At 53.1% G+C, this 13147-nt stretch carries 9 protein-coding genes; all 9 read left to right on the plus strand.

Translation table 11 applies throughout. The features are described 5' to 3' along the window. Window positions 1–17 precede the first annotated feature (17 nt). The 9 genes from csrD (at window position 18) to JFY74_01590 (ending at window position 13142) form a co-directional block, all read left to right on the plus strand. Entirely contained in the window at window positions 18–1955 is a 1938-nt protein-coding gene (csrD, locus tag JFY74_01550) for an RNase E specificity factor CsrD (GenBank protein QQG28780.1), read from the plus strand. A 316-nt stretch (window positions 1956–2271) separates the two neighbouring features. Further along, window positions 2272–3315: a rod shape-determining protein MreB gene (gene mreB / locus JFY74_01555; protein ID QQG28781.1), complete on the plus strand. Its 1044-nt coding sequence runs from the start codon at window positions 2272–2274 to the stop codon at window positions 3313–3315. A 164-nt stretch (window positions 3316–3479) separates the two neighbouring features. Beyond that, complete coding sequence (gene mreC, locus JFY74_01560; protein QQG28782.1) at window positions 3480–4463, plus strand: rod shape-determining protein MreC; 984 nt, start codon at window positions 3480–3482, stop codon at window positions 4461–4463. Beyond that, the gene (gene mreD, locus JFY74_01565; protein ID QQG28783.1) at window positions 4460–4948 is read left to right on the plus strand and encodes a rod shape-determining protein MreD; all 489 of its coding nucleotides are present in this window, start codon (window positions 4460–4462) and stop codon (window positions 4946–4948) included. Before mreC ends, mreD begins: the two co-directional genes overlap by 4 nt. 8 nt (window positions 4949–4956) lie before the next feature. Beyond that, complete coding sequence (gene maf / locus JFY74_01570; protein QQG28784.1) at window positions 4957–5550, plus strand: septum formation inhibitor Maf; 594 nt, start codon at window positions 4957–4959, stop codon at window positions 5548–5550. Then, complete coding sequence (gene rng / locus JFY74_01575) at window positions 5540–7009, plus strand: ribonuclease G (GenBank protein ID QQG28785.1); 1470 nt, start codon at window positions 5540–5542, stop codon at window positions 7007–7009. Before maf ends, rng begins: the two co-directional genes overlap by 11 nt. 41 nt (window positions 7010–7050) lie before the next feature. Beyond that, window positions 7051–10881 carry an AsmA2 domain-containing protein YhdP gene (yhdP, locus tag JFY74_01580; protein ID QQG28786.1) on the plus strand — a complete coding sequence of 1277 codons (3831 nt, stop codon included), beginning with the start codon at window positions 7051–7053 and terminating at the stop codon, window positions 10879–10881. A gap of 56 nt (window positions 10882–10937) precedes the next feature. Next, on the plus strand, window positions 10938–12383 hold the full coding sequence (gene tldD / locus JFY74_01585; GenBank protein QQG28787.1) for a metalloprotease TldD: 1446 nt from the start codon (window positions 10938–10940) through the stop codon (window positions 12381–12383). Between the two features lie 279 nt (window positions 12384–12662). Next, window positions 12663–13142: an Hcp family type VI secretion system effector gene (locus JFY74_01590; protein ID QQG28788.1), complete on the plus strand. Its 480-nt coding sequence runs from the start codon at window positions 12663–12665 to the stop codon at window positions 13140–13142. Window positions 13143–13147 lie beyond the last annotated feature (5 nt).

Below are 13147 nucleotides of genomic sequence, written 5' to 3' on the forward strand. Positions count from 1 at the left end.
TGGAATAGGACACAGGGATGGGATTTACGACCAGATTTTCGATACTCGTGGTATTGCTGACGGTTGTCGCCATTTTTCTTATGCTTTTCAGTAGCATATTTAGCCTCTGTTATTATAGTCAGTTGCGGACTGAGCAACAGCTACGCGAGGTCACGGCCAGTATCGATCAGGCGTTATTAGTGCAATCGCCTGAAAATATCCAATACTGGCTGCCGGGAATGATGAAGACGGCAGGCATTGTTGTGTTGGATATTCAGGATAACGATTCGACCCTCTATTCAATACAGCTGCCCGAGGCCGGTTGGGAACGCACGCACCTCTATCATGAGGTCGAATTTCCGCTGATGCATCATTTGAACATGACGATCGCCTTAAAATATGTCGACCCGCTGATTGGTTTACCGCGGTTCGTGGTGTCGATGCTATCGGTGTTATTGGCTGCGGGTCTGATGCTCCTGATGCTGTATTTCTCCATCTGCTGGCTGCGTTGTCAGGCTGCTGGACAGGAGGAACTGGAAAAACGCGCACAGCGTATTCTCAAAGGTGAGCGTGAGTCGGTTATGCAAGGATCGGTTCGTGAATGGCCGGTCAATACCAGCGGGGCGCTCGATCAACTGTTGTCCGATTTAGTGGAGGCGAGGGAGGAGCGTGGGCGTGTTGATACCTTAATCCGTGCTTTTGCCGCGCAGGATGCTGAAACCGGATTGAATAATCGCCTATTTTTTGATAACCAACTGACCACACAACTGGAAGATGGCGAAGAGGTGGGGACGCACGGCGTTGTCATGATGATTCGCGTACCTGATTTTGAAACCTTGCAAGAAACGCACGGCGATACCAGTGCGCTTCAGGAATACCGTTTCACGCTGATCAACCTGCTGTCGACGTTTGTCATGCGCTATCCCTCTGCGCTGCTGGCGCGTTATTTCAGCAGCGATTTCACCGTATTACTCCCCCATAGCACGCTAAAGGAAGCCACTGCAATTGCCACGCAGCTGGTGAAATCCATCGATATTCTCCCCGCCTGTCCGTTGATCGATCGCGAGGACGTTCTCCACATTGGTATTTGCGCCTATCGCGGCGGTCAAAGCGCTGAGCACGTGATGGAGAGTGTGGAGGACGCGACGCGCAATGCGGTGTTGCAGGGCGGTAACAGCTGGTGTGTATTTGACAGGCAGGTGCCAGACAAAGGGCGCGGCAGCGTGAAATGGCGGACCTTGCTGGAGCAGACGCTGGCGCGCGGCGGTCCGCGGTTGTATCAGAAACCTGCGGTCACCAAAGAGGGCGTGGTACATCATCGTGAAATGATGAGCCGTATTTACGACGGAGAACAGGAACTGCTCGCGGCGGAGTATATGCCGCTGGTTCAACAGCTGGGGCTGGCGGCCAGCTACGATCGGCAGCTTGTGGCGCGAATTATTGATTTGTCAGCGAGCTGGCCCGGAGAAACACTGGCTTTACCGGTAAGTGTGGACTCACTTTTGCAGAAACCTTTCCTGCGCTGGCTGAAAGAAGTCTTACTGCAATGTCCGAAAACGCAGCGTCAGTGCATTTTATTTGAACTTGCAGAGGCAGATGTCTGTCAATATATCGGCCGCCTGCGCCCGGTTCTCAATTTGATCCTGGGATTAGGCTGTCGCCTGGCGGTCACGCAGGCGGGTTTGACGCTGGTCAGTACGACGTACATCAAGTCACTCCCCGTGGAGATCATCAAGCTTCATCCCGGTTTGGTCCGCAGTCTTGAGCGCCGCCCGGAAAATCAGCTGTTTGTACAAAGCTTGACCGAGGCCTGTAAAGGCACGCAAACGCGGGTATTTGCCGCTGGCGTGCGGACCAAAGAGGAGTGGCGGATGCTGTTGGGCAAGGGAGTTTATGGTGGGCAAGGTGATTTTTTTGCCGCATCAGTCTCTGTAACGGATGAGCTGAAAAAATATTCACCGCGGCATCGTGTTTAATATAAACGTCCCGTTCAAATTGACGTAGAATGAGGCGGTTGTTAAATCGGTTAGTGTGTGCTTACGTTAGCGGCAATCCGATTAAATGTTAGATTTTATGTCCTGTGTTAGCGCAATTCTGTCGGGTGGACAGTGGTAAGATGCCTTGCCGCCTGAGGAGAAAGCATGTTGTGCCTTTCTCCCTGACGCCGACGTGCGCAACGCAGACTTATTTTCACCGAAGCAGACCCTTTTCGTGCCTTGTCGCTGCTTCGTGTGGTTGGTAAAGTAGGCGGATTTATTTTTCGCCCCCAGCTTGCAGGATTATCCTTTAGTTATGTTTAAGAAATTTCGTGGCATGTTTTCCAACGACTTGTCCATCGACCTGGGTACCGCCAATACCCTGATTTATGTTAAAGGGCAGGGCATCATACTGAATGAACCCTCTGTGGTTGCGATTCGTCAGGATCGTGCTGGTTCTCAAAAGAGCGTGGCAGCAGTCGGCCATGACGCTAAGCAGATGCTAGGCAGAACCCCTGGAAATATCGTGGCGATTCGCCCGATGAAAGACGGTGTGATTGCCGATTTCCAGGTCACAGAAAAAATGTTGCAGCACTTCATCAAGCAAGTGCATAGCGACAGCTTTATGCGTCCGAGCCCGCGCGTGCTGGTGTGTGTTCCGGTAGGCGCAACGCAGGTTGAGCGTCGTGCCATTCGCGAATCCGCGTTGGGTGCCGGTGCCCGTGAAGTGTTCCTGATTGAAGAGCCGATGGCGGCTGCGATCGGTGCTGGCATGCCAGTATCCGAAGCGACCGGTTCCATGGTTGTGGATATCGGTGGTGGTACCACGGAAGTCGCGGTGATCTCGCTGAACGGCGTGGTGTACTCCTCTTCTGTACGTATTGGTGGTGACCGCTTTGATGAAGCGATCATTAACTACGTTCGCCGTAACTATGGTTCACTGATCGGTGAAGCAACGGCAGAACGTATCAAGCATGAAATCGGCTCCGCTTATCCGGGCGACGAAGTGCTGGAGATTGAAGTGCGCGGCCGTAACCTTGCTGAAGGTGTACCGCGTGGATTCACGTTGAACTCCAACGAAATTCTGGAAGCGCTGCAAGAGCCGTTGACGGGTATCGTCAGTGCGGTTATGGCGGCGTTGGAGCAGTGCCCGCCGGAGCTGGCCTCCGATATTTCCGAGCGCGGTATGGTATTAACCGGCGGCGGCGCGCTGCTGCGTAACCTGGATCGTTTACTGATGGAAGAAACCGGTATTCCGGTTGTGGTGGCTGAAGATCCACTGACCTGTGTTGCCCGTGGCGGCGGCAAGGCGCTGGAAATGATCGACATGCACGGTGGCGATTTGTTCAGCGAGGAGTAATCCTGTCTGGAAAAGGGGGGGGACCTGATGGATGGACGCCTGCGTTTTTCATCTCTCGTGGTTACCCCTTTTTTATTTGCCTGTAGCCCTACGGGGCGCCGCTTTGTGACGTTAAAAATCGCCAGGTGCGATTTGAGGTTGCTGTCGAGGAATACGCAAATTTTATGAAGCCGCTTTTTAGCAGGGGGCCTTCCCTGCAATTACGACTTTTTCTTGCTGTCGTTACCGCGATTGTCGTGATCGTTGCGGACAGTCGGCTCGGTTCGTTCGTCAAAATCAGAACGTATATGGATACCACTGTCAGCCCATTCTACTTTCTGGCGAATGGACCCCGTCAGGTTTTGGACAATATGTCTGCCTCACTGGCAACCCGTGAGCAATTAAGCCTTGAAAATACCGCGCTGCGTCAGGAACTGTTGATGAAAAACAGTGACCTGTTGCTGCTAGGCCAGTTCAAGCAGGAAAATGCGCGGTTACGTGAACTGCTCGGCTCGCCGCTGCGTCAGGATGAGCAGAAAATGGTGACGCAGGTGATGTCCGCCGGAACCGACCCTTACAGCGATCAGGTGGTGATTGATAAAGGTCAGGCGAATGGCGTGTATGAAGGGCAACCGGTCATCAGCGATAAAGGCGTGGTGGGTCAGGTTGTGGCGGTTGGTCAGTTTACCAGTCGGGTTTTGTTGATTTGTGATGTTTCCCACGCGTTGCCGATTCAGGTGCTACGCAATGATATCCGTGTGATTGCCGCCGGTAATGGCTGCGCCGACGATCTGCAACTAGAACACCTGCCTAACAATACCGACATCCGAGTGGGTGACGTGCTGGTCACATCGGGTCTGGGCGGTCGTTTCCCAGAAGGGTATCCCGTTGGTGTTGTGTCATCGGTCAAGGCCGATACGCAGCGAGCCTATACGATTATTCAGGCACGTCCGACTGCGGGGCTACAGCGCCTGCGCTATCTGCTATTACTGTGGGGCGTGGAAAACAACTCCAATACGGCGCTGCCGCCAGCGGAAGTGCATCGGGTTGCCAATGAGCGTCTGATGCAGATGATGCCGCAGGTTTTACCGTCGCCTGACGACATGGGACCACCGCTTCCTCCTGATACCGCTACGCCCACCGCTGAGCCGCAGAGAGGCCGCCAATGAACCGTTATCGCAGGCATGGCAACTGGATTATCTGGCTTTCTTTTCTGATCGCCATGGTTTTGCAGATTATGCCGTGGCCGGATGAAATCTACATGTTTCGCCCCTCCTGGCTGACGCTGTTCCTCATTTACTGGGTGATGGCATTGCCACATCGAGTGAATGTCGGCACAGGATTTATATTAGGTCTGATTATGGACCTGATTCTTGGGTCTACACTGGGAGTACGGGCGCTGGCGATGAGCATTATTGCTTATCTGGTCGCCTTTAAATTCCAGCTATTCAGAAATATGGCGTTATGGCAGCAGGCGTTAATCGTCATGTTGTTGTCGCTGCTGATGGATCTCACGGTATTCTGGGCAGAATTTTTAGTTATTAATGTCTCTTTCCGACCGGAAACATTCTGGAATAGTGTTGTTGATGGCGTACTCTGGCCGTGGCTGTTCCTGCTGATGCGTAAAATTCGTCGTCAGTTTACTGTGCAATAAGGTGATTCATGACTCAGCTTTATCTGGCTTCCGCTTCTCCCCGCCGTCGCGAACTGCTCACGCAGCTCGATATTCCTTTTTCTGTACTGAATGTCGCGGTGGAAGAACAGCGGTTACCGGAAGAAGCGGCGGAAGTTTATGTCCGACGTCTGGCGCATGAGAAAGCGGCTGCGGGTGTCGTGGCGGCACCGTCTGATTTACCGGTTCTGGGTGCAGACACCATTGTGGTACTGAACGGTCAGGTATTGGAAAAACCACAGAATGAAGCTCATGCGGCAGAAATGCTGAGTCAGCTGTCCGGAAAACCACATCAGGTGATGACGGCCGTTGCGCTGGCAGATAAAGATGATGTCTTGAGCTGTCTGGTGACAACCGATGTCGTCTTCCGTCCGCTTTCGCAGCAGGATATCGAACGGTATATCGCCAGCGGCGAACCGATGGATAAAGCTGGGGCCTACGGTATTCAGGGCAAAGGTGGATGCTTTGTCCGGTCGCTTAATGGGAGCTATTACGCGGTGGTTGGGCTGCCGCTGGTAGAAACCCATGAGCTATTCAGTAATTTTGCTGCGTTGCGGCGTGCAAGAGGAAAACATGACTGCTGAGTTACTGGTAAACGTTACACCGTCAGAAACGCGCGTTGCCTATATCGACGGCGGCATTCTGCAAGAAATTCATATCGAACGCGATGCGAAGCGCGGCATTGTCGGCAACATTTATAAAGGCCGCGTGAGTCGCGTCCTGCCGGGCATGCAGGCGGCGTTTGTGGACATCGGTCTGGATAAAGCGGCATTCCTGCACGCGTCCGATATTATGCCGCACACCGAATGCGTTGCCGGTGACGAACAGAAGAATTTTCATGTCCGTGATATCGCCGAACTGGTACGTCAGGGTCAGGATCTCATGGTGCAGGTGGTCAAAGACCCACTGGGAACCAAAGGCGCACGTCTGACGACTGATATCACGTTGCCGTCGCGCTATCTGGTGTTTATGCCTGGGGCATCGCACGTCGGTGTGTCACAGCGGATTGAGAGCGAAGCGGAACGCGAGCGCTTAAAGAAAACGGTTGCAGAGTATTGTGATGATGACGGTGGTTTCATCATTCGTACCGCAGCGGAAGGCGTCGGTGAAGAAGAGCTTTCACAGGATGCAGCGTTCCTGAAGCGTCTGTGGGTCAAGGTGATGGAGCGTAAAAAGCGCAACCAGACCAAATGTAAGCTCTACGGTGAGGTGGCACTCGCCCGGCGGATTTTGCGTGATTTTGCTGGTGCTGCGCTGGATCGCATTCGGATTGATTCCCGACTGACGTATGAAGCGCTGCTGGAATTTACCGCCGAATACATTCCAGAGATGACCCGCAAACTTGAACACTATGCGGGTAAACAGCCGATTTTCGACCTGTTTGACGTGGAAAATGAGATCCAGCGTTCGCTGGACAGAAAGGTTGAACTGAAGTCTGGCGGCTATTTGATCATCGATCAGACCGAAGCGATGACGACCGTCGACATCAACACGGGGGCATTCGTCGGCCACCGCAATCTGGATGAAACTATTTTCAATACCAACACGGAAGCGACGCAGGCGATTGCACGACAACTGCGCCTGCGTAACCTCGGCGGCATCATCATTATCGACTTCATCGATATGAATAACGAAGATCACCGCCGGCGGGTGCTGCATTCACTGGAGCAGGCGCTGAGTAAAGATCGGGTTAAAACCAGTATTAGCGGCTTCTCTCAACTAGGATTAGTGGAGATGACGCGCAAACGCACGCGTGAGAGTATCGAACACGTGCTGTGTCATGAATGCCCGACGTGTAATGGTCGTGGCACGGTGAAGACGGTAGAAAGCGTCTGCTATGAAATCATGCGTGAAATCGTGCGTGTCCACCACGCTTATGACACCGATCGATTCCTGGTCTATGCCTCACCGGCTGTCGGGGAAGCGCTGAGAAGTGAGGAGTCGCACGCGTTAGCTGAGGTTGAAATATTCGTCGGCAAACAGGTCAAAGTGCAAATCGAACCCCTGTATAGCCAGGAGCAGTTTGACGTTGTAATGATGTAAATTCGTGCGCTCGTCGTCGGCGACGAAAGAAGGAGAAATTAGTGAGGCGACTGCCCGGAATACTCATCATCACGGGTGCCACTCTTGTCGTGATGGTAGCGCTGTTAGTCAGCGGCTTAAGACTGGTGCTGCCACAGCTCGATCATTTCCGGCCACAGCTGGTGGCCTTGGTACAGTCTGCGGTCGGTGTTCCGTTAGAAATCGGCTCCATGACGGGGCGCTGGGAGTCCTTTGGCCCCACGCTGGAAATTGAAAAACTTCGCACGTCCCTACCGGAATCGGACTGGCAGGTTGACCGCATTACGCTGGCGTTGGATGTGTGGCAGTCGCTGTTGCACGGGCGCTGGCAGTTTCGCGATCTCACGTTTCACCAGTTAAAGCTCGATATTAATAGCCAATTTACCGGGCAGCAGCAGGATAGCAAACTGATGGAGTCAGGAAAGGTCAGCGATCTTTTCCTGCGCCAGTTTGACCACTTTGACCTGCGTGATAGCCACGTTACCTTTCTTACCCCTTCCGGTTCCCGCGCGGAGCTGAGCATTCCCCAACTGACCTGGCTGAATTCCGAAAAACGCCATCGTGCGGAAGGTTTAATTAGCTTGTCGAGTTTTAACGGCCAGCACGGCGTGGTGCAGATGCGTATGGATTTGCGCGATGAGCAGGGGCTGCTCAGCAACGGCACGTTCTATCTGAAGGCTGATAATATCGATATGAAGCCTTGGCTCAGCCGCTGGATGAAAAACAACACCGGGCTGGAAAGTGCTGATTTTAGTCTGGCGGCGTGGCTCAATGTTCGTGATGGCGACATCCACAGTGGCGATGTGCTCCTTAATCAGGGTACAGCGAGTTGGGGTGAAGGAAATGATGCACATCGTCTGAATGTGGACGACGTGGCGTTACATATCAGCCGTCAGGAAAATGGCTGGCAGGTGGATGTGCCAGAATTGAATGTGGCAACGGATGGCGTCGACTGGCCACAAGGTCGGCTGTCCGCCCTCTGGCTACCCAAAAATGAACATATGCTGGGACCCGATCGGCAGGAAGAGCTGCGCGTTCGAGCCAGTAATTTGGCGCTAGAACGACTAAGTACGCTGTTTCCGCTGTTGTCTGGGGCTACGCCTGCCTTGAAAGAACGCTGGGCTGAGCTGCAACCGACGGGCACGCTGGATACCGTTGCCGTGGATATCCCTTTACAGCAGCCGGAAAGAAGCCGCTTTCAGGCCAACTGGCAGGATGTGAGCTGGAAGCAGTGGAAATTGCTGCCGGGGGTTAATCATTTCTCTGGTTCTGCCCGCGGCAGTGCCGAACGCGGTCAGGTCAGCATCGCGTTAAAGCAGAGCACGCTGCCCTATGTCGATATGTTCCGCGCGCCGCTGGAAATCAAGCAGGCCAGCGGCACGATAGACTGGCGTAATGATGCGCAAGGCCTGTCGCTTTGGAGTCATGGGCTGGACGTGCAGGCGAAATCGCTATGGGCTAACGGTGATTTCCGCTATGAACAGCCCGCCAAGCAGGAACCGAAGCTGGATATTCTGGCGGGGATTCGACTGACCGACGCGGCTGATGCCTGGCGCTATTATCCCGAACTGTTTATGGGCACCGAGCTGGTGGACTATCTGAGCGGTGCGCTGAAGGGCGGTCGTGTTGATAACGCGACGCTGATCTTTGCTGGCAATCCGCGGCATTTCCCGTATACGCACAACGAAGGCCAGTTTGAAGTCTGGGTGCCAGTAAAAGATGCCACCTTTGAGTTTCAGCCGGGCTGGCCTGCGCTGACGCCGCTGGATATTAACCTGGATTTCGCCAATAACGGCCTGTGGATGTTTGCGCCCCAAACCTGGCTGGGCAAAGTGGAAGGCAAAAACATTAGTGCGGTCATTCCCGATTATGAAAAAGAGATGCTGCTCGTCGATGGCGAACTGGACGGTCCGGGGCCAGAGGTGGGGAACTACTTTCATCAGACGCCGCTGAAATCCTCGCTGGGCACGGCGCTGGACGAGCTGAAAATTGGCGGGCCGGTGAAAGGGACGCTGCATCTGGATATTCCGCTTGCCGGTGATGATGTCCGCGCCAGTGGCGACATTATGCTGAACAATAACAGCCTCTACATCAAGCCGCTGGATACCACGATTAAGAATCTCACCGGTAAATTCCGCTATGAAAACGGTAACTTACGCAGTGAAACTCTTCAAGCGAATTGGCTGAATCAGCCGATGGCGGTCAATTTCACGACGGAAGAACACGCGAAGGCTTTTCTGGTGAATGTTGGCTTGCAGGGCGACTGGCAGCCTGCGCTCTTGCCCGGTTTACCGGCATCGGCCAGCAAAGCCCTGTCCGGCACGGCAGGCTGGAAAAGTACGATTGCCGTCAACCTGCCGCATACTGGTAAAACAACTTATGATGTTGATGTACAGGCTGATTTAAATAAAGTAAGTAGTCACTTACCTAACCCGCTAAGTAAACCCGCTGGCGAGGGCCTGCCGCTGGAAGTGAAAGCCAGCGGTGACCTGAATGGTTTTGCCATGCAAGGGCGAGTGGGCAAAGATAACCGTTTCAATAGCCAATGGCTGCTGAAAGGCGACACCGTGACGCTGGCGCGGGCAAGCTGGCAGAACGGGGCTACGGCGGCGCCTGCATTGCCAGAAGATTCCGCTCTGGTGCTCGATCTCCCGCCGCTGGATGCTGAAAGCTGGCTGGGGCTTCTGCCTTCGCTGCGTGCTTCGACACCAGCCGAAGGGAAAAAGGCGCATAGTTCTCTTCGTTTTCCTGAAGCCGTGACGCTGCGGACACCTGAGCTACAGTTGCTGGGGCAGCAGTGGCACGATCTGGACATCACGCGTAAAAATACGCTTTCTGGCAGTGAAGTGCAGGTAAAAGGGCGCGAAATTGACGGAATGGTTGAGATACCCAATCGCGGCATGTGGCGCAGCGACATCAATTATCTCTACTACAATCCTCAGTGGAAAGGGAATGAAGCGACCAACCCGGTGGCATTAGCAGAGAAAAAATCGCCGCTAAACGACCCGAGCATCAGCTTTGAGGACTGGCCGTCGCTGGCGGTTAACTGTCGCCAGTGCTGGATTCTCGGGCAGAATATGGGTCGTATTCAGGGAACGCTGCTGCCAGAAAAGGAAAAATTAACGCTGGCAGACGGTATGATTGATACAGGCAAAGCTCGCCTGACGGTAAACGGTTCCTGGCAGGAAAACGCAGAAGGCGTGCGGACGGCGTTAAAAGGCCGTCTGACAGGTGATAGCTTGGAGCAGAACGCTAACTGGTTTGGCGTTGATTCACCGCTGAAAGCTGGTTCTTTCGATGTGGACTACGATCTGTACTGGCGCGGTACGCCTTGGGCACCGGATATTGCCAGCCTGAGCGGAATATTGCACACGCGCATCGGTAAAGGTGAAATTGCTGAAGTGGGTGCAGGTCAGGCTGGTCAATTGCTGCGTTTATTGAGCTTTGATGCGCTGATGCGTAAGCTGCGGTTCGATTTTAGTGATACGTTTGGCCGCGGATTTTACTTCGACTCGATTCGCAACACGGCATGGATTAAAGACGGCGTGTTGCATACTGATGATATGTTGGTCGACGGTTTGGAGGCCGATATCGCGATAAAAGGCGATCTCGATCTCGCTAAGCGACAGGTCAATATGGAAGCGGTTATCGCCCCAGAAATTTCCGCGACGGTGGGGGTGGCGACCGCATTTGCCGTTAACCCGGTTGTTGGGGCCGCGGTGTTTGCTGCCAGTAAAGTGCTGGCACCGCTATGGAACAAGATTTCGCTGATTCGCTACCAGATTTCCGGTAGCCTCGATCAGCCAAAGATTCAGGAAGTGCTGCGTGAGCCGAACAAGAAGAAAGGCGAATAATGCCGTTAGGGCAGCGCAGCGTACTCAGCCGATTATCTGATAAAGAGTGAAAAACTATGAGCCTTTCGTTTGTCAGTGAGCAGTTACTCACCGCCAACAAATTGAATCTTGACGATCTCGCCGCTGTGCTGGGGTCGCTTAATGAGCGTCGACTGGACTATGCCGATCTCTATTTCCAGTCCAGCTACCATGAGTCCTGGGTACTGGAAGATCGCATCATTAAAGACGGTTCTTACAATATCGATCAGGGCGTGGGTATCCGTGCGATTGACGGTGAAAAGACCGGGTTTGCTTATGCCGATCAGATCACGCTGAACGCATTGCACCAGAGTGCGCAGGCAGCACGCAGCATTGTGCGGGAACAGGGTACAGGCACGGCGCACACGTTGGGAGCGGTATCGCATCATGCGCTCTATCCAACGTTGAACCCGCTGGATAGCCTGACGCGTGAGGACAAAATTGCGCTGTTGCAGCGTGCTGACACGGTCGCGCGTGCCGCAGATGCGCGCGTGCAGGAAGTTTCAGCCAGCCTGACCGGTGTGTATGAGCTGGTGCTGGTGGCGGCGACGGACGGTACGCTGGCGGCGGATGTGCGACCGTTAGTGCGTTTGTCGATCAGCGTGTTGGTCGAAGCCGAGGGCAAACGTGAACGCGGCTCCAGCGGCGGCGGCCTGCGTGGCGGCTATGACTATTTCTGGGAAGTGGCTGACGGCGAAGCGCGCGTCGATGCCTGGGCAAAAGAAGCCGTGCGTATGGCGCTGGTTAACCTGTCGGCGGTGGCTGCACCTGCGGGGCCAATGCCTGTAGTGCTGGGTGCTGGCTGGCCGGGCGTGTTGCTGCATGAAGCGGTAGGACACGGTCTGGAAGGCGATTTTAACCGTCGCGGTACGTCAGTATTCAGCGGGCAGATGGGGAAACTCGTTGCGTCAGAGCTGTGCACGGTGGTGGATGACGGCACGCTGACCGGACGTCGCGGTTCAGTTTCGATGGACGATGAAGGGGTTCCGGGGCAATACAATGTCCTGATCGAAAACGGGATTCTGAAAGGCTATATGCAGGACAAGATGAATGCTCGTCTGATGGGCGTTGCGCCAACGGGCAACGGTCGCCGCGAATCTTATGCGCACCTGCCGATGCCGCGTATGACGAACACCTACATGCTGGCTGGGAAATCCACGCCGGAAGAGATTATCTCCAGCGTTGAATACGGTCTGTATGCGCCAAACTTTGGCGGCGGTCAGGTCGATATCACCTCTGGCAAGTTCGTCTTCTCGACATCCGAAGCATACCTGATCGAAAAAGGCCGTATCACTACGCCAGTCAAAGGCGCAACGCTGATTGGTTCCGGCATTGAAGCGATGCAGCAGATCTCGATGGTCGGTAACGATCTGGCGCTGGATAACGGCGTCGGCGTGTGCGGAAAAGAAGGGCAAAGCCTGCCTGTCGGCGTGGGTCAGCCTACGCTGAAACTGGAAAGCCTAACCGTCGGCGGCACTGCGTAATTCGTGCTGATATCCCTAGATCCCTTTAAGACCGCGCTTTATTAGCGCGGTGAATCGTGGCAGTTTAGTCATTCAAAGGAAAAATTGTTTATAAGTGATTGAATTAAAGCTGTTTTATGTTGTTGATGGGTACGCTGCAAGTAAGTGATTGGGGTGAGCAAGGGCGGCCAACGCATAAGCAGCTTTAAGTATGAGAGGTATAGACGTTAATTAACTTGATCTTAGAGATTTTTAACGTAACTATAGTTACAAGTAAAATAACATCTTAAAAGGATTTTTATGGCAAATATAATTTACGCGACTGTTAATGGTAAAAAACAGGGGCTTATTTCTGCTGGATGTTCAACTTTTAGCTCTATTGGTAATAAGTATCAAAATGGCCATGAAGATCAAATAATGGTATTGGCTTTTGAACATGGAATAACAAGAGACCATAATGTTTCTCATGGGCCTATATCATTTGTCAAACCAATAGACAAGTCATCCCCACTATTTGGAATGGCTATATCTGATAATGAATATCTAGACATTGATTTCTTTTTCTATAGAACCGCTTCTGGCGGTGGGCTGGAATTGTTTTATTCTGTGAAATTAATTGATGCCAATATAATTAGAGTGAATGTTGTATATCCTCATGCTATAAATCATTCCGACAATCAGCCAGAAGAAATTATTACATTTAGATATAAGTCTATTTCATGGTCACATGTTATAGCTGGAACATCTGGTTATAGCATATGGACTGAAATGGGTGTTTGATTTTG

The organism is Pectobacterium carotovorum (genome assembly GCA_016415585.1).
Classification (GTDB): Bacteria; Pseudomonadota; Gammaproteobacteria; order Enterobacterales; family Enterobacteriaceae; genus Pectobacterium; species Pectobacterium carotovorum_K.

Coding starts and splice junctions, on each gene's coding strand:
- maf (QQG28784.1), top strand. CDS start 4,957: ATGACTCAGCTTTATCTGGCTTCCGCTTCTCCCCGCCGTCGCGAACTG.
- JFY74_01590 (QQG28788.1), top strand. CDS start 12,663: ATGGCAAATATAATTTACGCGACTGTTAATGGTAAAAAACAGGGGCTT.
- rng (QQG28785.1), top strand. CDS start 5,540: ATGACTGCTGAGTTACTGGTAAACGTTACACCGTCAGAAACGCGCGTT.
- mreB (QQG28781.1), top strand. CDS start 2,272: ATGTTTAAGAAATTTCGTGGCATGTTTTCCAACGACTTGTCCATCGAC.
- tldD (QQG28787.1), top strand. CDS start 10,938: ATGAGCCTTTCGTTTGTCAGTGAGCAGTTACTCACCGCCAACAAATTG.
- mreD (QQG28783.1), top strand. CDS start 4,460: ATGAACCGTTATCGCAGGCATGGCAACTGGATTATCTGGCTTTCTTTT.
- mreC (QQG28782.1), top strand. CDS start 3,480: ATGAAGCCGCTTTTTAGCAGGGGGCCTTCCCTGCAATTACGACTTTTT.
- csrD (QQG28780.1), top strand. CDS start 18: ATGGGATTTACGACCAGATTTTCGATACTCGTGGTATTGCTGACGGTT.